Source organism: Arsukibacterium indicum (assembly GCF_019100565.1).
Classification (GTDB): Bacteria; Pseudomonadota; Gammaproteobacteria; order Enterobacterales; family Alteromonadaceae; genus Alishewanella; species Alishewanella indicum.
In genome coordinates this window covers 212,539-233,094 of sequence record NZ_JAHRID010000007.1, presented here as the reverse complement: position 1 = coordinate 233,094, position 20,556 = coordinate 212,539, and the positions used below count along the sequence as shown (strand labels likewise).

Annotated in this window: 18 protein-coding genes; 9 read left to right on the top strand and 9 right to left on the bottom strand. The window is 50.6% G+C overall.

Features of this window, described 5'->3' with window-relative positions:
- Positions 1–22: 22 nt before the first annotated feature.
- The 3 genes from KQY15_RS15100 to KQY15_RS15090 are packed head-to-tail and all read right to left on the bottom strand — an operon-like array spanning position 23 to position 4,369.
- Entirely contained in the window at positions 23–790 is a 768-nt protein-coding gene (locus KQY15_RS15100) for a phosphoadenylyl-sulfate reductase (RefSeq protein WP_217670620.1), read from the bottom strand.
- 46 nt (positions 791–836) lie between these two features.
- Positions 837–2,555, bottom strand: a complete 1,719-nt coding sequence (cysI, locus tag KQY15_RS15095; protein WP_217670618.1) for an assimilatory sulfite reductase (NADPH) hemoprotein subunit — start codon at positions 2,553–2,555, stop codon at positions 837–839.
- Positions 2,555–4,369, bottom strand: coding sequence for an assimilatory sulfite reductase (NADPH) flavoprotein subunit (locus KQY15_RS15090; protein ID WP_217670616.1), 1,815 nt, complete (start codon positions 4,367–4,369; stop codon positions 2,555–2,557). The genes cysI and KQY15_RS15090 overlap by 1 nt, the downstream gene beginning before the upstream one ends.
- 322 nt (positions 4,370–4,691) lie before the next feature.
- Between KQY15_RS15090 and KQY15_RS15085 the strand changes: the two genes are divergently transcribed.
- On the top strand, positions 4,692–5,498 hold the full coding sequence (locus tag KQY15_RS15085; protein ID WP_217670614.1) for a DUF2884 family protein: 807 nt from the start codon (positions 4,692–4,694) through the stop codon (positions 5,496–5,498).
- A gap of 86 nt (positions 5,499–5,584) precedes the next feature.
- On the opposite strand, the gene KQY15_RS15080 is transcribed toward KQY15_RS15085, so the two are convergent.
- From KQY15_RS15080 to KQY15_RS15060, 5 genes are all read right to left on the bottom strand, one after another.
- Positions 5,585–6,097 (bottom strand): DUF2569 domain-containing protein, encoded by a 513-nt coding sequence (locus KQY15_RS15080; protein ID WP_217670612.1) that lies wholly within the window; start codon positions 6,095–6,097, stop codon positions 5,585–5,587.
- Positions 6,098–6,195: 98 nt separating this feature from the next.
- Positions 6,196–7,164, bottom strand: coding sequence for an L-threonylcarbamoyladenylate synthase (locus KQY15_RS15075; RefSeq protein WP_217670610.1), 969 nt, complete (start codon positions 7,162–7,164; stop codon positions 6,196–6,198).
- On the bottom strand, positions 7,161–7,955 hold the full coding sequence (locus KQY15_RS15070) for a DUF6671 family protein (RefSeq protein ID WP_217670608.1): 795 nt from the start codon (positions 7,953–7,955) through the stop codon (positions 7,161–7,163). Before KQY15_RS15070 ends, KQY15_RS15075 begins: the two co-directional genes overlap by 4 nt.
- Entirely contained in the window at positions 7,952–10,372 is a 2,421-nt protein-coding gene (locus KQY15_RS15065) for a DUF2309 domain-containing protein (protein WP_217670606.1), read from the bottom strand. Before KQY15_RS15065 ends, KQY15_RS15070 begins: the two co-directional genes overlap by 4 nt.
- Positions 10,369–11,736 (bottom strand): NADH-quinone oxidoreductase subunit L, encoded by a 1,368-nt coding sequence (locus KQY15_RS15060; protein WP_217670604.1) that lies wholly within the window; start codon positions 11,734–11,736, stop codon positions 10,369–10,371. The genes KQY15_RS15065 and KQY15_RS15060 overlap by 4 nt, the downstream gene beginning before the upstream one ends.
- Before the next feature lie 99 nt (positions 11,737–11,835).
- Between KQY15_RS15060 and KQY15_RS15055 the strand changes: the two genes are divergently transcribed.
- From KQY15_RS15055 to KQY15_RS15040, 4 genes are all read left to right on the top strand, one after another.
- On the top strand, positions 11,836–12,711 hold the full coding sequence (locus KQY15_RS15055; protein ID WP_217670602.1) for a LysR family transcriptional regulator: 876 nt from the start codon (positions 11,836–11,838) through the stop codon (positions 12,709–12,711).
- 55 nt (positions 12,712–12,766) lie between these two features.
- Complete coding sequence (locus tag KQY15_RS15050; RefSeq protein WP_217670600.1) at positions 12,767–13,828, top strand: M28 family peptidase; 1,062 nt, start codon at positions 12,767–12,769, stop codon at positions 13,826–13,828.
- 182 nt (positions 13,829–14,010) lie between these two features.
- Complete coding sequence (locus KQY15_RS15045; RefSeq protein WP_217670598.1) at positions 14,011–14,835, top strand: ABC transporter permease; 825 nt, start codon at positions 14,011–14,013, stop codon at positions 14,833–14,835.
- Positions 14,835–15,782: an ABC transporter ATP-binding protein gene (locus KQY15_RS15040; RefSeq protein ID WP_217670597.1), complete on the top strand. Its 948-nt coding sequence runs from the start codon at positions 14,835–14,837 to the stop codon at positions 15,780–15,782. Before KQY15_RS15045 ends, KQY15_RS15040 begins: the two co-directional genes overlap by 1 nt.
- Positions 15,783–15,784: 2 nt before the next feature.
- On the opposite strand, the gene KQY15_RS15035 is transcribed toward KQY15_RS15040, so the two are convergent.
- Positions 15,785–17,065, bottom strand: a complete 1,281-nt coding sequence (locus KQY15_RS15035) for an MFS transporter (RefSeq protein WP_217670595.1) — start codon at positions 17,063–17,065, stop codon at positions 15,785–15,787.
- A gap of 145 nt (positions 17,066–17,210) precedes the next feature.
- On the opposite strand from KQY15_RS15035, the gene KQY15_RS15030 reads away from it, so the two are divergent.
- The 4 genes from KQY15_RS15030 to KQY15_RS15015 all read left to right on the top strand — a co-directional run bounded on the left by KQY15_RS15030 (position 17,211) and on the right by KQY15_RS15015 (position 20,296).
- Positions 17,211–17,657: an NfeD family protein gene (locus tag KQY15_RS15030; protein WP_217670593.1), complete on the top strand. Its 447-nt coding sequence runs from the start codon at positions 17,211–17,213 to the stop codon at positions 17,655–17,657.
- 25 nt (positions 17,658–17,682) lie between these two features.
- Positions 17,683–18,621 carry an SPFH domain-containing protein gene (locus KQY15_RS15025; protein ID WP_217670592.1) on the top strand — a complete coding sequence of 313 codons (939 nt, stop codon included), beginning with the start codon at positions 17,683–17,685 and terminating at the stop codon, positions 18,619–18,621.
- 23 nt (positions 18,622–18,644) lie between these two features.
- On the top strand, positions 18,645–18,998 hold the full coding sequence (locus KQY15_RS15020) for a hypothetical protein (protein ID WP_217670590.1): 354 nt from the start codon (positions 18,645–18,647) through the stop codon (positions 18,996–18,998).
- A gap of 143 nt (positions 18,999–19,141) precedes the next feature.
- Entirely contained in the window at positions 19,142–20,296 is a 1,155-nt protein-coding gene (locus tag KQY15_RS15015; protein WP_217670588.1) for a hypothetical protein, read from the top strand.
- The last annotated feature ends 260 nt before the right edge of the window (positions 20,297–20,556 follow it).

The window sequence follows — 20,556 nt, the reverse complement described above, 5'->3', positions numbered from 1 at the left end:
ACTCAGCTTTGCAACCTGCTTGCTAGATCCCGTCACCGTCCATATGCAACCCACACTCACGGCCAAAGCCGTTAAAACGGGTATCTTCTTCACTCATACCAGGCTCAAATTTAACCGTAGAATGGGTATCACCAACCGATAAATAACCCTGCTCCCATAACGGGTGGTACGGCAGGTTGTGTTGTTTTAAATAGTAAAATACGTCTTTATTGCTCCAGTCGATAATCGGTTGAATTTTTACCACGCCACGGCTGATTTCAACAATAGCTTTGTCAGCACGGGTGCTGCTCTGGCTGCGGCGTAAACCGGTAAACCAGCTACCAACCTTCAGTTCACGCAGGGCGCGCTGCATCGGTTCTACCTTGTTCAACTGGTTATATTGCTTGGTCCCCTCGGCTGTCAGCCACTGCTCGCCATAGCGGGCCAGCTGCCAGTTGGCCGATATTGCCGCCCGGTAAACCTGTAAATTCAGGCCCAACTGCTCAGTTAACTGATCAATAAACCGATAGGTTTCCGGAAATAAATAGCCAGTGTCGGTCAGCACCACCGGTATATCTGGCTGTTGTACCGTCACCAGATGCAACATAACCGCCGCCTGGATGCCAAAGCTGGAGCTAAGCATCGGCTGCGCCGGCAGGTTATTCAGCGCCCAGCGCACCCGTTCGCTGGCACTTAGCGGGCTTAGCAGATGATTAATCTCTGCCAGCCAGGCTTGCTGGGTTGCGCTGTCCTGTTGCAGTATCTGCCGATAATCGGTTGTTATACTGTCAGTCATGCTGTTTGCTGCCATTGCTATTCCTGGGTTAATTAAGTTTGCTAACTTTCGGGCGGCTGAATCAGGCATGAAAGTCGGTCTTCGAGACTTTCACTTCTGCTACTACGCCGGTGCGGATCACAAAATCGCCAAAGCATTCGCCACTGCTTCGTTCGCTGGCCCAACGAGCAATTAACTTATCCAGCTCGCCGAGGATTTGCGTTTCGCCGACATTATCTAAATACAGTTTCGGAATACGGGTGCCCACTTTATTGCCACCCAGATAGACATTGTATTTGCCCGGCGCCCGGCCGACTAAGCCCACTTCGGCCAGCATGGCGCGGCCACAACCATTCGGACAGCCGGTTACCCGCAGCACAATATGGTCGTCATCAACCTGATGTTTACTCAGCAAGGCTTCTACTTTCGTTACCAGTTCAGGTAAATAACGCTCGGCTTCTGCCATCGCCAGCGGGCAAGTGGGAAAAGATACACAAGCCATTGAATTTTTACGCTGCTCACTATGGCCATCATCAATTAAGCCATGCTCGCGGGCCAGTTGCTCAATTAACGCTTTTTGCTCTGGCGGCACTCCGGCAACAATCAGGTTTTGGTTAGCTGTCATCCGGAAATCGCCCTGATGCACCTTAGCAATAGCAGCCAGACCGGTTTTCAGCGGTTTGCCCGGAAAATCCAGTACCCGGCCATTCTCAATAAATAAGGTTAAATGGTGTTTGCCATCAATGCCGGCTACCCAGCCAAAACGATCACCACGCGTGGTAAATTCAAATGGTCTGGCTGGCGCAAATGGCACACCGACCCGCTGTTCCACTTCGGCTTTAAAGGTATCTACGCCAATCCGGTCGATAGTGTATTTGGTTTTGGCATTTTTGCGGTTAACCCGGTCGCCATAATCGCGCTGTACAGTCACAACATGCTCAGCGACCTCTAAGGTGTGCTCCAGACTGATAAAACCCAACACCTCCGCTTTGCGTGGATAAGTAGAGTTATCACCAAAGGTCATGGCCAGGCCGCCGCCGACCAGCACGTTAAAGCCAATCAGCTTGCCATTTTCAGCAATAGCAACAAAGTTAAGATCATTGGCATGCACATCAATGTCGTTATGCGGCGGGATCACCACCGTGGTTTTAAACTTGCGCGGTAAGTAGTTCTCACCCAGTACCGGTTCAGTTTCGGTGGTTTCCACCTTTTCTTCATCCAGCCAGATTTCAGCATAGGCGCGGGTTTTCGGCAGTAAGTGCTCGCTTATTTTTACCGCCCACTGATACGCCTGCTGATGCAGTTCTGACTCTACCGGGTTAGAGGTACACAGCACGTTGCGGTTAACATCGCCGGCTGTGGCAATCGAGTCGATACCAATGCTGTTTAAAAACTGGTGCATGGGCTTAATATTTGGCTTTAACACCCCATGAAACTGAAATGTCTGGCGGGTGGTTAAACGAATACTGCCGTACAGGGTTTTATCGGCAGCAAACTGGTCAATGGCCAGCCATTGTTTTGGGGTAATAATACCGCCTGGCATCCGCGCCCGCAGCATCACATTATGCAGCGGCTCAAGCTTCTGCGCTGCCCGTTCAGCCCGGATATCGCGGTCATCCTGCTGGTACATGCCATGAAAACGCACCAGCATAAAGTTATCACCGTTAAAGCCACCGGTGATTTCATCGCTTAAATCCTGCTCGATGGTGCCGCGCAGGTGCTTGCTTTCAGCTTTTAGCCGCTCGTTGTCAGATAGTTTGCCACTGACTTGCAGCTCAGGTTTAATCGGATACTGGCTCATTAATACACATCCTTCTGGTAACGTTTGGCTACCCGTAATTCATCTAAATATTGCTGGGCCTGTTCGGCGGTTTTGCTACCCTGCTGCTGCACTATTTCCAGCAGCGCCTGATGGACGTCTTTAGCCATCCGGTTAGCGTCACCACAAATATAGACATGAGCACCCTGTTCCAACCACTGATAAACCTCTGCCGCATGTTTGCGCAGTTTATCCTGCACATAGACTTTCTGAGCGCTGTCGCGGCTGAAAGCTACGTCCAGCTTGGTTAGCAGGCCTTGTTTTAAGTAACCCTGCAGCTCAGTCTGGTATAAAAAGTCCTGGGTAAAATGCGGGTTACCAAAAAACAGCCAGTTTTTACCGCTGGCACCGCGGGCGTCCCGTTCCTGTAAAAAAGCCCGGAACGGCGCAATACCGGTACCGGGGCCAATCATCAGCACTGGTGTGTCGTCATTAGCTGGTAAGCGGAAATTGTTATTCTGCTCAACAAATACCCGTACCTTATCACCCTCGGCCAGACGGTCGGCCAGATAACCCGAGGCACCGCCTGTATGCGGCTGGCCAAAGGCGTCGTAACGCACTACGGCTACCGTCAAATGCACCTCGTCTTCTACTTCAGCCTGTGATGAAGCGATAGAGTACAACCGCGGCTGTTGTTTACGCAGCGCATCAGCCAGCTGCTGAGCGCTGATCGGTGTTTGGCTAACAGGATAATCGCGGACGATATCGATAATCTGCCGGTCAGTCAGATAGGCCCGCAATGCCGTTTTATCGGCCGCCAGTTGTTGCAATGTGTCATTGGCGCTGGCGGCGGCGTATTTTTCAACAAACGCCGGGTAAGACTGAGTTAACTCCAGTTGGCTGGTCAGGGCGTCGCTTAAACTTAATGTCTGATTAGCCACAGTTACCTGCGCCTCTCCTTCCAGAGCAGTCAACTGCAGCAATTCTGCTACGATGGCCGGGTCGTTTTCAAAATACACCCCCAGCGCATCGCCTGGCTGATAGGTTAAGCCCGACTCTGCCAGCGATATTTCAATATGGCGGACATCTTTGCCGGAATCACGGCCAGTAATTTTCTGGTTGGTGTATAACTCTGCAGCGAAGGGTTGCTGTTTGGTGTACTGGCTTGCCGGCGCTGCGGTAGTGGCCTGGCCAGGCCAGTTAATTACCTGGGCAGAAGGCGCAGTGGCAAACTCAGGCTCGACCACACTGATTAATGCATTGTTCCAGCTGCTGGCAGCAGCGTCGTAATCCACGTCCAGATCAGCACGAGCCTGCAAGCGCTGACCACCTAATTCTGCCAACCGCTCGTCAAAGTCGGCAGCAGTTTTACAGAAAAATTCATAGCTGGTATCGCCCAGTCCCAGCACAGCAAACTTAAGCTGCGGTACTTTCGGCGCTTTTTTGCTGAATAAAAAATTATAAAAACTGACCGCATTTTCCGGTGGCTCACCTTCACCATAGGTTGAGGTAACAATGATCAGATACTGCTCATTTTTTAGCTGGCTGCTTTTATAATCGGCTAAATCCACCACTTTGGCGGCAATGTTTTTTGCTTTGGCCAGGCTGGCCAGTGCTTCTGCCACATGGCGGGCATTGCCGGTTTGCGAGCCATACACAATAGTCAGCGTTGCACTGGTCGCCGAGGCAGTAGCTGGCGCCCCGGCCTGAGCGCCGGCCAGTTGGGCACTGGCCGCCAGATAGCCACTAACCCAGGCTTGCTGAATCGGGTTCAGCTGACTAACCAGCCCTTGTAATTGCTGTACCTGCTGTTCTGACAACGGGCTGGCCTGCGCCACTAACGATGATAAAAGCATAAAAACACCTGTATAAACTTTATAGCGTTATTTTAGCCATCCAAACGTATGCGGGTAAAAGAATGGATCTCTCTGCGTTATTCCAAATAGTAATTAAAAGCAGTTTTTTCTGGCATTACTTTGCACTATAACAAGGCATTTTCAGGATGGTCCGCCCACAGCATCTACTGTTAATTACGCTAAAAAATGGCTAAAACCGCTAACAAGCAGCAGGATAAACAGACTGCAATATAATTTAATCCAATTAAAACAACACTTTAAAAACTGGCATCAGCCTTGCCTTAACAGTTTGTCATTAAGAACCAAATAAAGGATTACTACTATGAAAAGCTCACTTTTGGCCAGCGCCGTTGTCTTTGGCTCTATCAGTATGAATGCCATGGCACATCAGAATACTCACTGTAATATCGAATTTGACCATGATTTAGTTATAAACAGCAGTAGCGTTATGCTGCAGGAACAGGGTGCCACCCTGTGGCAAATTGATAAGGATGGGCAGTTAACCCTGAACGGTAAAACGATTATGGTAAATAACGACACCCGGTTGCTATTGCGCGATTATCAGGCCGGCATTCGTAGTCAGACGGTTGAAACGGTAGCACTGGTGGAAGATGCGCTTATTATGGCCAGCGAAGCGCTGACCACAGTGGTTAGCGAGCTGACCGGTAAAACCCTGGACGAGTATCCGGCCATGCAGCAGGCCCTGACCAAAATCAGCGATGCCGCCAATCAGGTGGTGGTGCAGGACGGAGACAATACTTATCTGTACGGCAGCCGGCTTGACAACATTGATCAGGCATTTGGTCCCGAGTTTGAACAGGCAATTGAAGATGCCGTAAGCCAGTCTATGGGCAATATTATGATGCTGGTAGGTAAAGCCATGACCAGTGGTGAAGGCAGCTTCGAGCAACGAATGGAAGCATTTGGCCAGAAAATGGAAAAATTTGGTGAAGAGCTGGAAGCAAAAATGGAATTTAAAGCCGAAGCGTTGGAACAGCGCGGCGAAGCCATCTGCAGTCAGGTTGCTAAACTGGATACCCTGGAAAGCCGGATCCAGCTGCAAATCCCGGCGATGCAACAATACGATTTATTTAAAAACAGCGACAACACAGTAAGCGTTAGCCGTTAACCCGAACTCCCAACCACAACCTTTAGCGCAGGGGCTTTGCCTGCGCTTTTTTTGTTTCTGCTGCAAACACAGGCATAGCTTGAACATCAAACAGACAATGAGTTGGCCGGTTGCTGAATAACACCTCTGACGAACGTCTGTTTAACCCGCTCAGATATCAGCATATATGGGATCCAGATTAGCGCTACAATGGCTGTTCGCACCAGTGCGCGGGTGGTTTCCGGGTCAAACATTTCCGTGTCTTCTATAACTAATGTCACCATCCAGGAATTAATGATGGTAAAAACAAAAACGATAACCACCATTCCAATATAAAAACGCGGGAAAAGGTAATGCTTGGTGTAAAACAAATACATCACATAAAAGCCAAGTACAACCAGACAGGCGTTGTAAACAATTTCACTCATTAACAGGGCACCCCACATTGGAATATATGATGCGGAGCCTTCAGTGGTCAGCGCTTCAAAGCTGCCGCTGGTGAAAATTTCAAAATATAACGGCGCAACCTGAAATAGCATGATAAACGGCGAAAGGGTAATACCTATGCCTACCAAAATTAACCAACCGCCCAATCCCTGCAAATCTTTGCTTTCACTCATGAATTATCCTTTTCTTTAAAAAGTTCTATTAGTGCAAGCGATGAAAAATACCGGTTAACAATAGTGATAGCAATTAAATTATTTACAGCAAGGAGCGGCTAATTGGACTTTGCCCGCAGTAATCTGTCGTGAATTGCACGCCAGTTGTCATGATCCGGCGGCATTTCACACCAGATTGCTGTTACTGCTGCTTGATCAGCATTAAATAACGTCTGGTATAGCTGCCGGCCATAGTCGGCGGCCTCAACTGGCATAACAAAGGATGTTACCAGCGGGCTGGCAATGATGTCACTGTAATGCAGCACGGCGACAGGTTGTTGCAGTGTCGCCAACTCCTGCTGTAACTGTGCAGTTGCATAGCAATATAACGTTTTGCCCGGCTGATAGTGGGCGTCGACATTGCCTGGCACCGCGACGCTATGCTGCTTTGGCTGGGCCACACTCTCGCCCAGCACCGTCGCAATGTCGGCAGCAGAAACCGGCCCGGCCCGGACAATGATCGGTTTTTCGCCGGTAAGATCAACAATGGTTGACTCCAACCCGTACTGGCAGGCTCCGCCATCGAGCACCGCAGGTATTCTGCCTTGCATTGCTGCCATAACCTGAGATGCTGAGGTTGGGCTAAGCTTTTTGTAAAGGTTGGCTGAAGGTGCGGCAACCGCAAGGTTAGATTGCTGCAGCAACGACAGCAACACCGGGTGTGATGGCATCCGTAAGCCAATGGTGTTTAACCCACCGGTAACCACTGAACTGACATGATCAGCCTTATGCAGTAATAAGGTAAGCGGGCCGGGCCAGAACGCATCGGCCAGGGCAAATGCTCTGTTACTGACATTTTTTGCCCATTGGCTAATCGCGGCTTTACCAGGCACATGGACAATCAACGGATGGTTAGCTGGCCGGCCTTTCGCAGCAAAAATGACTTTCACCGCGTCAGGGTTGGATGCATCTGCGGCCAGACCATAGACTGTTTCGGTCGGCACGGCGACCAACTGGCCACTATGCAGAAAATCAGCACATAATTTAATATCAGAAGCAGAATCTGAGCTTAGTAACAACGTATTCAAGGGTTACATTCCTGACAATATTGTTGGCTGGCGTGGCGGGCTGCCACCGGGGTGATTGTGGTATGGCCGCAGCGACGACAACAGGCCTGGCGGTGCCGGGTCAGACTGGTGGCAACACCGCAGGCCTCACAGGGCAACCCCGGCAGGGCGTTATCCGGCCAGAATCCTGGCGTTGTGCACTCTGGGCAATGGCTTTGTAAACGCCGGGCTAAATCGTCGGCAGCCTGGCGTATATGAAAACGGCGCTCCGGGCTTAGATGAGCGCGTAAATCATAACTTAAGGTGACGGTGCCATGGGCTAGCCAGAGCAGCGCCAGATTGTGCGCCTGGGCTACCGTTAACGCCTTTTTTAAATTACTACCTTGCTGCAACAGCAAATGCTGGTCGGGTTCAATATCAGCCAGCGCCTGTTCAAGTGCCGCCGTATCGTTAAGCTGCCATTGCTGCGCCAGCGAGGGGCCATAAAACCGGCCGGTCACCGCCCAGCCCTCTGCTACATTAACGCAGCAGATTAACTCCAGGTTATAAGTACCAATGCCGAATGGGCCGACTGAGAAGCTGCCCTCGCTGCCGATGCCGATATTTAGTCCGGATAAGTCAGCGGCCAGCGCGGCTTTTCGAAAAGCACACTCCTGCGCCGTCATAAACCGCGGGTACTCACCGGCAAAACTGCCAAGGCTGTCGGTATCGAAACTATCGATTTCAGCAACCTGCCAGCCGAGCTGGCTGAGTGCCGGTGCAATCAGCCGTGCTTTGTCATGCCGGGTCAGGATAGCAACCGGCTGGCTCATGCCGTTACCCTGTGCCACCGCACATGCTGCCACTGATGTACAGTGCCATCCGGGTCCAGCTGATATAGCCATAACCACTGATTATTAACCAGTGCCGCTACGTCCGCTGACTGCCTGATAATATCAGCAATAGCATCTTTCGGTGCCGCAATAACCACACTGAGCCTGACGGGCTGATGGCGTAACTGCTTGCCATCATGCACCGACTGCCAGCTTAAACCCGTGCGCAGATCGCCACCGTTACCTTCAAACACCCCGATATGACCGGCTACCACATTGTGCAGTAGCTTATTACCGCTGCCGTATTTATCCGGCGCGACTACCGAAGCGTAATATTGCATGTTGATCCAGTTAGTGACCACCATAGGTGCCGTCATAATGGTGTGCAGCAAGCTGAAATCTGGATCCTGCTCCGCGCTATAGTCATGTAAAAAGCAGCGGCCCTGTAAGTTAAGGCCTTTGGTCAGAGCCCGGGGCGCCACGATAAAAGCGGCGTTATTGGCAAGGCCCCACTCTGGCCGCAGCTGTGCCCAGTCGCGGCTGCGCAGTTGAAAAAAACGACTCAGTAAAGAGCTGTCCTGCGGTACCTCTGCAAACTGGCTGGCCCGTTGCTGCCTGGCTTGTGCGCCAGCTTCGGCCAGCCAATCCAGCCATTCAGCGTCGGCCGGTGGCTGATACACCTGCAACTCATCGGTAGTGGTATGATGCATTGCTGCATAAAAGCGGGTGTCATCAGCTATGTTTAGCTTATGCCGGCTGTTAAGCTCTGTCCGTACTTCAGGGTTATTCAGAATTTGCGCCAGCACCTTTACATTAACTTCGCCGGTCTGGCCGCCACAGGCACCGCAATCAAGGGCCGCAGCTTGCGGGTTATTGCAGGTGTCGCTGCCATGGCCTACCAAAAGCACCGTTGGCGCTAATGCTCCGCGCAGGCCCATGGCCGATAAAATGGCCGCAGCCAGTTGCGCCTGCTCTGCGATACTCAGTGGTTGCATCTCGCGTGTCAGCTGCCACTGGCCATCATCCAGATACCGGTTCATGGCGTGGGGGGCTTTGGTGCGGAAAAACGCCCGCTTTAACAGACTGAGCAACTTGGTAGGGCCAGCGGCTTCCACCATACCCAGGCTGGATGACGCCAAATCAAAACTTTGCTTCCAGCCCAGCGCTGGCTGGCGCGGTAAGGTTGCCTTTTCAGGCCGGACCTGGCTGACTTCCAGCACCGGTGCAAGCAGCCCGGGCAGCTGAGGTCTGCTAAGCTTGCTATCTGCGGCTTTATAGGCAATTGGCAGGCCGAAAAAGCCGGCAAAACCCAGTGTTTGAATACCGTCATTTTGTTGTTCCAGCACCCGGCGCATTGGCTCTGAACGCACGTCAATACAAAATGCGGCCTGCAATACCGGCCGGCCTACCGCGGTAACAGGTTGACGGGCAGCCTGCTGCAACTGGTGCAATAACGGTAGTTGCACACTCAGTTCCATTGCACGCTGCCAAACCTGGCGTATACTCTGCAGGGCCTGAGTATTAAGCAGCATGGCAGTGTATTGTCTGCTCTGCAGTTTTAGCGCACTAATCAGCTGCTGATGAGCGCCAGTGTTGCGCTTGCTGTGCTGCCACAATACCCAGTCCCAGCCCAGTAACATGTAAAGTAACTGACAAACTGCATGGTGACTCTGACGCTTGCTAAGTTGCTGCTGCCAGTCGAGCCATGCCTGCCAACCCGCCCAGCCGGACAAGTTTTGCAGCAGGTTCTCAAAATACGCCAGTTTTGCCTGCTCGTTTTCACACCAGCTATTAAGCCAGGGTTCCATCTGCACCAGTAGTTCGGCTGGCTCGACGGGTAATGTCGCAAACAACGCGGTTAAATCAATGCCAGTCAGCACTTTCAAGCCTTTATCCTGGCGAACCACAGTAAGCCAGCTCTGATAAGCATGCTGCTCAGTGTCAGCGTCAACACTAAAACGCTCCGGATACTGATAGTACAAGCCCATAAACTGGCTGAGCTGCTGCTGGATCAGCTGCGGCCAGGGCAGTGTACCCTGGCTGGATGCCCGCTCGGATAACAGTTGCGCTAATGATTGCCACTGGCGTAAGTCATGTTGTTGTGACAGAACAGCCACCGCCTGCTCAGTGGTCATTTTTAGTTCTGCTTCCTGCAGTGCCTGTTGCAAATGTTCGGGCTGGATCTGCTGCTGCCACTGCGACAGATACCAGCTGGCACTCATCAGGCAACTGGTGCCGGCCAGCAGCTGCTGCTCAGCACACACCGTGGCAAAGTGCTGTTGCCGTTTCGGCCACCAGGGGTTAACGGCGATCATCTGATCCAGCGGCCACGCCGGAGCAATCTGGCTGGCAGCCTGCTCAACCAGAGGTTGCAGTTTACTGCCGGTTTGCTGCGCTAACATACTGACTGCATTCATTTCAGGCTCTCTGCTTGTGACAGGTTACTTGGCTTAGCTGCTGCTTTGTTTTGATAGGGCCAGATTTTCAGGGTAACTCTGGTCGCCCATTCATCAAGATAACCACCGGCATTTAACCAGATAAACACCTGATTAACGGCACGCTGCCGGCTGTGATAACGCAGCAGCACGGCCATGATGAACAACCCGGCGAATACCAGGCTGGTAAACAAATCAGCCAGGGTTGACAGAACCGCTGTGGTGGGCGCTATGTTTTGCAATAGAAACTTACCGCTGCAATACAGCGCCAGTAAGCCGATGCCATAAGTCACCGCCAGCATTACCCGAAGTGGCCGGCGGCTGTCGGCGCGCGCCAGGGAAGGCATAAGTAAAACGGTAATGGCCAGCGCCAGCAGTACGCCGCTGCTTAAGCTGGACAGCGGCATTAGCTGATGCGCCAGCAGTACCATGCCAGCTGCCGCCAGCAATGCCAGGAGCCAGTGCCTGACGTGCGGCTCGGTTTGCTCGGCCAGCTGAGCGGCAAGGTAATGGTTAACGGCATTACCACTGTGCAGGAAGGCATATGCCTTGTAACAGGAGTGAGCCAACAGGTGCAGCAAGGCCAGGGTATAAAGACCCAGGGCAATTTCCACCAGCATCAGGCCCATCTGGGCGATAGTCGACCAGGCCAGCCGCACCTTAATACTGATCCGGGTTGTCATAATCAGCGCAGCCAGCACCGTGCTGATCAGCGCACAAACCAGCAGCAAGGTAGCGGCTGCTGTACTTAATTTCAGTAATGGTGAGAAAATCAGCAGCAAGATACCGCCCAGGTTAATAATACCGGCATGCAACAGCGCTGACACCGGCGTTGGCGCTTCGACTATCTGAATAAGCCAGCCATGCAACGGCAGCTGAGCGCATTTAATTAATGCCACCAGCACAAGCAACACGGTAGCGATATGAGCGTACAGGCCAAGGCTGGTTTGAATAGTGGCCTGACTGGTAATACTGCTGATATCGGCCGTGCCAAACTCCAGATAAAGCAGCATAAACGCCAGCGCTAACAGTATTTCGCCAGCCCGGGCACTTAACGCTTTTTTATGGGCTGCCAGCTGGGCACGTGGCCGCTGCGGATAAAACAACAACAACTGCTGTAAACTCAGGCTGATCCAGCACCAGCCAAGCCAGAACAACAGCAAATGATTACTTAGCAGGGTAAACACGGTAGCCGTTAAGGTCAGGGCCAGAGCCCGCATAAAACGCAGTTTATCTTGTTCACCGGCCAGGGCCGTGGCGCTGTAACGCCAGATCACCACAGCCAGCAGCGCGACCAGAGCCAGTAAAACCAGCTTCAGTGCATTTATTGTCAGTAACGCGTCCATCGCTCACCTTTTGATTTAATTAACTGGCGCTATTGTCTCCACTGAATTAGCATTAGTAAAATACATAATAAATCACAAATCGTTCGCAAAAAGAGAACTATGAGCCGGTTAAATTACCATCATCTATATTATTTCTGGCAAGTCGCCAGGGGCACCAACCTGACTGAGACAGCACAGCGCCTGCATATTTCGCAATCTGCGCTGTCTTCTCAAATCAAGCAGTTAGAACAAAGTATGCAGGTGCAACTGTTTCGCCGGGAAAACCGCCGGCTGGTTTTAACAGACAGCGGCTATCAGACACTGAAGTATGCCGAAGATATTTTCAGCCGCGGTGCCGAGCTGGAGCAGTTGCTGCTGCAGGGCATGCAACCTCAGCATAGTCCGATCCGGATTGGCACCTTATCGACCATGTCACGCAACTTTATTGAAAGCTTTATTGCGCCGCTGCTGACCACAAATAATGCACGCTACAGTTTGCTGTCGATGAATCAGACTATGCTGTTAAATGCATTGGCCCAGCATCAACTGGATCTGGCATTAAGCAATATTGCGGTGCAGGGTAACGATAGTCAGTTATGGCAGTGCCGGTTGCTGGCCAGACAACCTGTCGCGGTCATTGGTCCGCCGGGTAAGCAACTCACTGACAATCTTGCCGAGTACAAAGGCCAACGCTGGGTATTACCTCCTGTGCAAAGCCCGGTGCGTACTGCCTTTGATGCCCTGGCCGCACAATATCAATTACAACCTGGAATTGTTGCTGAAGCCGACGACATGGCGATGTTGCGCTTACTTGCCCGTGACAGTGGTGCACTGGCGGTTATTCCGGAAGTTGTGGTAAAAGACGAATTACAAAGTGGCCGGTTGCAAAAATACCTGACCCTGCCGCAGATATATGAAAACTTTTACATTATCACCACCCAGCGTGAGCTGTTGCACCCGCAACTGAACCTGCTGCTGCAGGCTTTTTCAGTATAAAAATTGCCGTAATTTGTTAAGCTGTTGGCAATATTTAAAGTAGTAAGGAATATTAATGTCTGTAGCTAAAAGACTGTGTCTGGCGGTTGCCGCCCTTTGTGTGATTGCCGCTATTTTGCTATACACCCTGGCCTGGCCAGCCTGGCAACAGCAGTTAACCGAGCGGGAGAGTATCCGGCTGGCGCAGTTACAGGCAGCAGCGATCCCGGCTGCCCCGCAACAGCGATTAAATCATCAGCAGCTGCTGGCTGATCTGAACTGGCTGGCCCACCCTGAGCGGCAAGGCCGGAAACCGGGTACCCCTGGAAGCATTGAAGCCCGCGCCTGGCTGGCGCAGCAGTTTGCCGACATTGGCCTGCAGCCCGCAGGCAGTGACGGCTATTTGCAACCCTTTACTGTCAGGCAACATTTCTCGTTGAGTCGCTGGTTAAGGGGTAAAACCGCCACGGTGCCGGCAGCGGAAAATGCAGCTAATGTGCTGGGGCTGCTGCCCGGTTTAAACCCAAATCTAAAGCCAATAGTGCTAACCGCCCACTACGACCACCTGGGTATGGAGAACGGCGAGCTGTTCGCCGGCGCAGACGATAATGCCTCCGGTGTTGCCACCCTGCTGGGTCTGGCGCGATATTTCAGCGAGCATCCGCTTGCTCACCCGTTGTTATTTGTTGCGCTGGATGCAGAGGAAGGCGGCTTACAAGGCGCGGTGGCATTGTTTAAATATAAGTTGTTAAAGCCTGAGCAACTGGCGTTTAACGTTAATATGGATATGCTGAGCCGTGATACTAATCAGTTACTATTTGCCGTTGGCAGTTACCAGCGACCCTGGCTGACCCCGCTGTTGCAAAACCTGCAGCAGCAAAGTGCCGTAAAAATCATTGCCGGTCACGACCGCCCCTGGTACCGGGCAGGTAACACCCAGGACTGGACCTTAAGCTCAGACCACGGCATATTTTATCAGCAGCAGGTGCCCTTTATTTATTTTGGGGTGGCCGACCATGAAGATTACCATACCGTTCGGGATACCGCTGATAAAGTGGACCCTGACTTTTACGCTCAGGTCAGTGAAACAATTTTAAGCTTTATTCAGTTGCTGGATCAGCAGCTTAAGCCACATTGATCAGCCAGGTGTTAACTGCCGATAAAGTAGTGAAAAAAACCACTTTATCGGCAGTTGGTATTACCAAAGGCGCTGAAAGCCAAACCAAAACAACTTAACATAATGATATATAAAGATTAAAAACATGGCACTCTTTGTGCAGAATCACGGATAGAAAAACAGAACAAAAAAAGGAAGTGTTTATGTCAATGATGTTATTACTGCGTCAGATAGTGTTGTTTAGTCAGGTAGAGCTGTCCCGGCTGTGGCTGACCCGCCGCGGCCTGATGACCCTGGCAGCCACTGCGGTGGTATGGTTTTTCCTGTTACGTTATGCCATTGCCCCGGCCAGCGACATTTTGCAGGAGCCCAATTTTCAGAAATCATTAACAGCGGCTTTTGGCATGCTCGGTTTGCACCAACTGCTGAACTGGCCGGCACCCGAGCTTACTCTGTACTGGATGCTAAGCCTGATTTTACTGCCAATCTTATGTCTGGCGTTTACTGCCAACCAACTATCGGGCGATGCCGCCCGCGGCACTTTACGCTTTATCAGCCTGCGCAGCAGCCGCACCGCCATTGTGCTGGGCCGTTTTTGTGGTCAGCTGGCGGTGCAACTGTGTTTAATTCTGTTATCGCTGGCGGCAACCCTGATTATCAGTACCGTGCGCCAGGGCAGTATCAGCTGGCAGGCCATTGAGGCGGCATTGTTAATCAGCTGCCATTTGCTGATCGTGTTAATGCCATTTACCGCACTGATGACTGTGTTCTCGGCCTGGGCCCGTTCTTCCCGGCTGGCACTAAGCCTGGCCATCGTCAGCCTGGGGGTGGTTTTTGGTTTGCTCAGCTGGCTTATTTACCATCAGCCTGACATGGCGTTTTTACTGAAATATATGCCCGGTGCGCAAATATGGCAGCTTATTCCGGCCCAGGGTTGGCAAAGCCTGCAACTGGCGGCCTTACCATTAGCCCAAACTGCTGTTTTTCTGTTAATTGCTCAGCAAATTTTAAGCCGGAGAGCCCTGTAATGAATAACCCAATCATTAAAGTAACGCAGTTAGTTAAAAGCTATGGCCGGCATAAGGTCCTGAATAATATCAGTTTTGAAATTAACAAAGGCGAAACGGTGGCGTTAATTGGCCAGAACGGCGCCGGTAAAACCACCTTGTTCAGTCTGCTGTGTGGTTACCTGAAAGCCGATAGTGGCAGCATGCAGTTGCTGGGCGAACAACCTGGCAGTCAGGCTTTATTTGGTAAAGTTGCCGCATTACCGCAAGACGCCCAGCTGGATCCGGCATTTAGTATTGGCCAGCAACTAAGTTTTTACGGCCAGTTACAGGGTTTAACTGGCCGGGAAGCCCGGGCTGAAACCGAACGGGTGCTGGCACTGGTTGATTTGGCTGCCCATTACCACACTAAAGCTGGCGCCCTTAGCCATGGTATGCGCAAGCGGGCCTGCATGGCACAGGCTTTTATCGGCTCGCCCGCGTTAATTCTGCTGGATGAACCCACCGCCGGGCTGGATCCGGCCAATGCATTGCATATCCGGGAGCTGATCAGCGATTTAAGCCAGCATGCCAGTTTTTTAATCAGCTCTCACAATATTTTTGAGCTGGAGCGGCTTTGCAACAAAGTGTTATACCTGCAGGATGGTCAGTTGCAGCAGCATAATGCCCAACCGAATGAAAGCATCGCTCATTTAAGTCTGCAACTGGCAACAGGCAAAGAAGCCGCGGCGATAAACAGCGATGAAGTATGCCAGCAACTGCGCCAGCTTGCCGGCGTAAAAGAGGTTAGCGCCGGGCGTAACCATGAATATCAACTAAGCTATCAGCCGCAGGTGGTCGACGACTTTGATATCAGGTTACTGCAATGTCTGGCGGCTAATGGCTGGCAGTACAAGCAGCTAAGTAAGGGCAAAACCCTGGAACAGCAGCTTTTCGCCCGCAAACAAGCGGCAACGGTTTTATCCTGATATCACGCTTCAGGCAGTTTTACTGCATACAGCAAACCCGCCAGGCAACTGGCGGCAAAAAACCAAAGCACGGCCAGCAAAGACCACCAGGCCAGCAGGCTGCTGATGCCGCCCACCACTAACAACAACACACCAATAACCGTATTACTGACCGACACATAATCAGTACGCTGATTGCCTGATGCCATATCCAGTAAATAGGTTTTGCGGCCCACCCGCACCCCGGCATGGCCAACGCTTAACAGTAAAAACAACAGCAGATAACTATACAGTGGCAGCTCGCCAATAACCATTTGCATTACCGCCAGCACGGCGCAGCCAGCCAGCGCCAGCGCAGCGGCAATAATCATCACCTGGCGGCTGCTGCGATCTGCCAGTTTGCCCCAGAATAACGCACTGAGTGCGCTGGCCACGCTGGTGCAAATTAAAAACCAGGCCAGAGTCTGGCCATTGCCATGTTGTTGCTGGGCCAGCATTACCAGAAAGGGTGATACCAGCGCCGACCCCAGCAGTAAGCCGCGACAGATAACAAACTGGCGAAACTGCTTATCGGTTTGCAGTAAACCCAGGTTTTGCCAGGCCTGCTGCAGCGCATTAGCCCCACCGTCAGTCTCGCCAGGCTGTTCCTGCACCTGACTGAAAATAGCAGCAGCACTTAGCCACAGCATTGCTGCTGCCACCAGCAACACAACATACACCAGCAGATTGTCTGGCTCTTCCCGTAGTAACCACAGCGACACCAACAAGGTAAGAACACCAGAGGCTGTACCGGCAATACCGGTAAGCTGGCCACGCTGACCTTTGGGTACAGTTTTGCCTTTTACGTCTTTCATTGCCACCGAACAAAGGCCGCGGCCCAGGCTAAACAACATCAGCAAACCAATAATCGCCAGACCAGCCGCTGCGCCCGTCCAGTAATTAACGGCGAGGGCCATTGCCAGTACGCAACTGCCCTGCACAATACTACCGGCAATCCAGAACGTTTTACGAATGGCATACTGCCGCACCCAGGCACCAATCAGCAGTTGCGGTAACATAGAGCCCGATTCCCGAATGGGTACCAGCCAGGCTACCATTGCCGCCGGCGCCCCAACGACATTCATCAGCCAGGTTAGTACCGTTTTCGGGCTGGTCAGTAAATCTCCAAGGCTTAGTAACAGCTGGCTAAGCAGCACCAGCACAAAATTTTTAGGCACCCTGGTGCAGGCACTGTCCGGAATGTCCCGACAGGCGCGGGCATCTTCCTCATTAACCAATAATTCGTATATTTTTTGCTCAGCCATAATCCTGCTTCTTAACTAAATTCTGCACACTTACCTCCGTTATACTTCATTACAAATGAAACAGCAGCAAGCTATTAAATTGATTGACCCTTTTATCTAACATCAGTTACTGTTTGTGGCTAATTAAGCTATACAGGATAAAGCTATGAGTGTGGCAATGATTTGGATCATCGTTGGCGTGCTGTTGATTCTGTCGGAATTGCTGGCAACCAGTATTGTCGCGGTTTTTCTGGGTATCGGGGCTATTGTTGTTGGTATTTTACTGCAACTGGGCTGGATAGAGTCAGCCACCATGCAGTACCTTATTTTCGGCATTGTTAGTCTGGCATTATTACTACTGGCCCGAGGCCACTTTAAACGCTGGTTTACCGGCTACACCGCGGATCAAGGCGAGCAGCCCAGCCGGCTGAAAGATGATATTGGTAACCGGGTCGTTGTGCTGGCCGACTTCCAGCAAGGCGCCGGCCGGGTGGTATTAAACGGCGTGCAATGGGACGCCCGCTCCAGCGAACCATTAAAAGCAGGTGAGGTGGCCTGGGTTATTGCCAATGAAGGCATTCATTTAATTGTATCGGCCCAGCAGCCCGTTTAACCGTTAGTTTAAAAAGGAATAAACAATGGAACCAATAAGCATTCAAACGATACTGACACTGGGCTTTGCCTTAGCGGTGGTTATCACCATTTTCAAAAGTGCCCGGGTGGTACCGCAAAAATCAAACTTTGTGATAGAGCGCCTGGGTAAATACTCGCGCACTCTTGATTCGGGCTTTCATATTCTAATTCCGTTTATCGATAAAGTGGCTTACACCCACAGCTTAAAAGAAGAAGTGATCGATGTAGAACGCCAAACCTGTGTTACCAAAGACAACATTCAGGTTGGCATTAATGGCGTACTGTATTTACAGGTTGTTGACCCGCACAAAGCAAGTTATGGCATTAACGATTACCGCTATGCCGCCTCGCAACTGGCACAAACCACCATGCGCTCGGTTATTGGCCAGACCGACCTTGATAAAACCTTTGAAGAACGGGCAAAAATTAACGAAGAAGTGGTAAAAGCACTGGATGAAGCGGCCTCGCCATGGGGCATTAAAGTGCTGCGCTATGAAATCTCTGATATTGAGTTACCGCTAAGTATTAAAGATGCGCTTGAACAGCAAATGCGAGCCGAGCGCGAACGCCGCGCTGCCATTGCTAAATCGGAAGGTGAGCGCCAGGCGATGATCAATGTGTCAGAGGGCCAGAAGCAGGAAGTAATTAACCTGTCTGAAGGTGACAAGATGCGTCAGATTAACGAGGCTGAAGGTCGGGCCCGTGAAATCGAACTTATCGCCATTGCTACTGCAGAAGGTATCCGTCAGATCGCCGAAGCCATCAACCACCCTGGTGGCCAGGAAGCGGTTAGCCTGCGGGTTGCCGAACAATATGTAAAAGAGTTCGGTAATCTGGCCAAAACCAACAACACCATGATAGTACCAGCCGAACTGGCCAATATTGGTGGCGCGGTAGCCGGCCTGACCGAAATACTGAAAATAGCCCGGCCGGGTGCTAAATAAGGCCATAACCAAAGGAGTATTTTATGGCAAACCAACAGGATTTTAATGAAGCGCTGCTCAAGCTGGCAATTTTAATGTACCGCGTTGACGGCAAAATACGCTTGAATGAGCAGGAACTGGTAGACGACATTGCCGACGGCTTAGACTGGAGCGGTGTAAACAGCATTACTGCTGTACAAAGCCAGGCCATGGCCGATGTGCGTCAGGCCATTAGCAGCAATAAAGTTGAGGCTTATGTAACCGGGCTGAAAAGCGCCTTAATGTTTAATAAACAACTGGCATTGGATACCGCTAAGCAAATTATGCAAAGCGATGGCGAAGAAGCCATTCAGGAACGCCGGCTGTATGACCTGCTTCGCCAGTCGGTACTGGTGTAACCTGCCAGAGCAAGAGTAAACAGAAAGCCAGCAGCATGCTGGCTTTCTGTTTTTACTACATGAAATTTATTTCTAATTAGCCTGCTGGATTGCAGAAAATTTTCAGCGCTCAGCGCAATATTAAACAAATTAGGGTTCGTATCATGTCTTTCCTCGAAACCAAATATGCTTTAAATGGAACACCTTTCAAAAGTGAGGACTTAGATTATGCTCGTCTCTTTTGGAAGGTTCTTATTGAGCATGCTGATCGGAATTGGTTAGTTAAGCCTAAAGGACAACTCGCTAAACATTGGCAATCAACCTCAATCAGCTCTGCTGTACAGCTAATTGATCTAGGAAGCATGTTGTATGCATTGTCTGAATCTATGACTAGTGATTCTGAGTATGCGTTTGAAAATAAGGTTAGAGCTTTGCTGAATTCTGATGGTGTGCAATTCGAAGAGCAACTTACTGAGCTATTAGTTGGCGCTTTATTGAGAAAACTCAAACGCCAATTGCAGTTAGACTGTCCAAGCTTTTATTCAATTCTAGAGGGACAGAAGCCAAAGAATGTGGATTATGGTTTGCATTGGAGTAACGATTCGAAGAGAGTCTTTATTGAAGTAACTGTATTTCACATTCAAAAGCTTGTCGATTGGGAAGCTGCTATTTCACATATGATGTATCAGTTTCAGCAGGCTGTTATAAAAAGCAAGCTTAACCGTGCGCTGTCAGTTACCGCTCCGCTTGTTTTAAATAGGCGAACTCTTCCTCCCAAAGTACTAAGAAAAGCAATTCAAGCAATTGCAAACTCAGAGCGAGGGAAGCATGAAATTGCTTTAGGTGAAGAGGTCTTAACACTGGAATGGACTCCAGCTGTTCACTATAAAGAGTTTCCTGGAGCTAATGAGATCGATCCAACTAGTTTTGGCTTTACTTTTGGCAATAACATAGAGATTTTGACATATGCTGGTATGTCAATGAAATTAGCTTGGCCCGGCAATGCAGAAGAGCTAGTCAATCGTTCACTACGAAACACTCTTGACCTGAAACTCAAGCAATTTAATATAGGTGTTCCGTACGTCCTCATGATACGTATTCTTAACGAGCGAGTATCACAAAAACGTGTTATTGATTTACTTCTTCTTCGAGTGTTTTCCAACAACAAATATTCCCGTATTTCTGCCGTGGGATTACTGATGCTCAGATTTAGCCAAGATACCGGCTATCAAACCCATGTTAATTTTGTATCTAACCCAAACGCAATCAATAAATTGCCAGACGACTTTTTATCAACTTTTACAGACTCTCAAACTTAATCAAGCTTCATGTGATTTTGCATATCGAAACACACATGGTCGACTCCTGATTCTTGGCTGCGTATTTAAAAATGTTAGTACCATTGATTTCTAGCAACCAACTGCTGCTCTAATCCCTGCCACTATTGCCGCAGCGCTATCTTTACCATAGCCGCGCCACCTAAAAATACCGTTGGAATATTTAGCGCTTTTAAGCGCTGATGAACCAGCTTATGGCTTTGCGCCTTATTTTGCCGTACACCCAAGGGTTTACTGGCTAC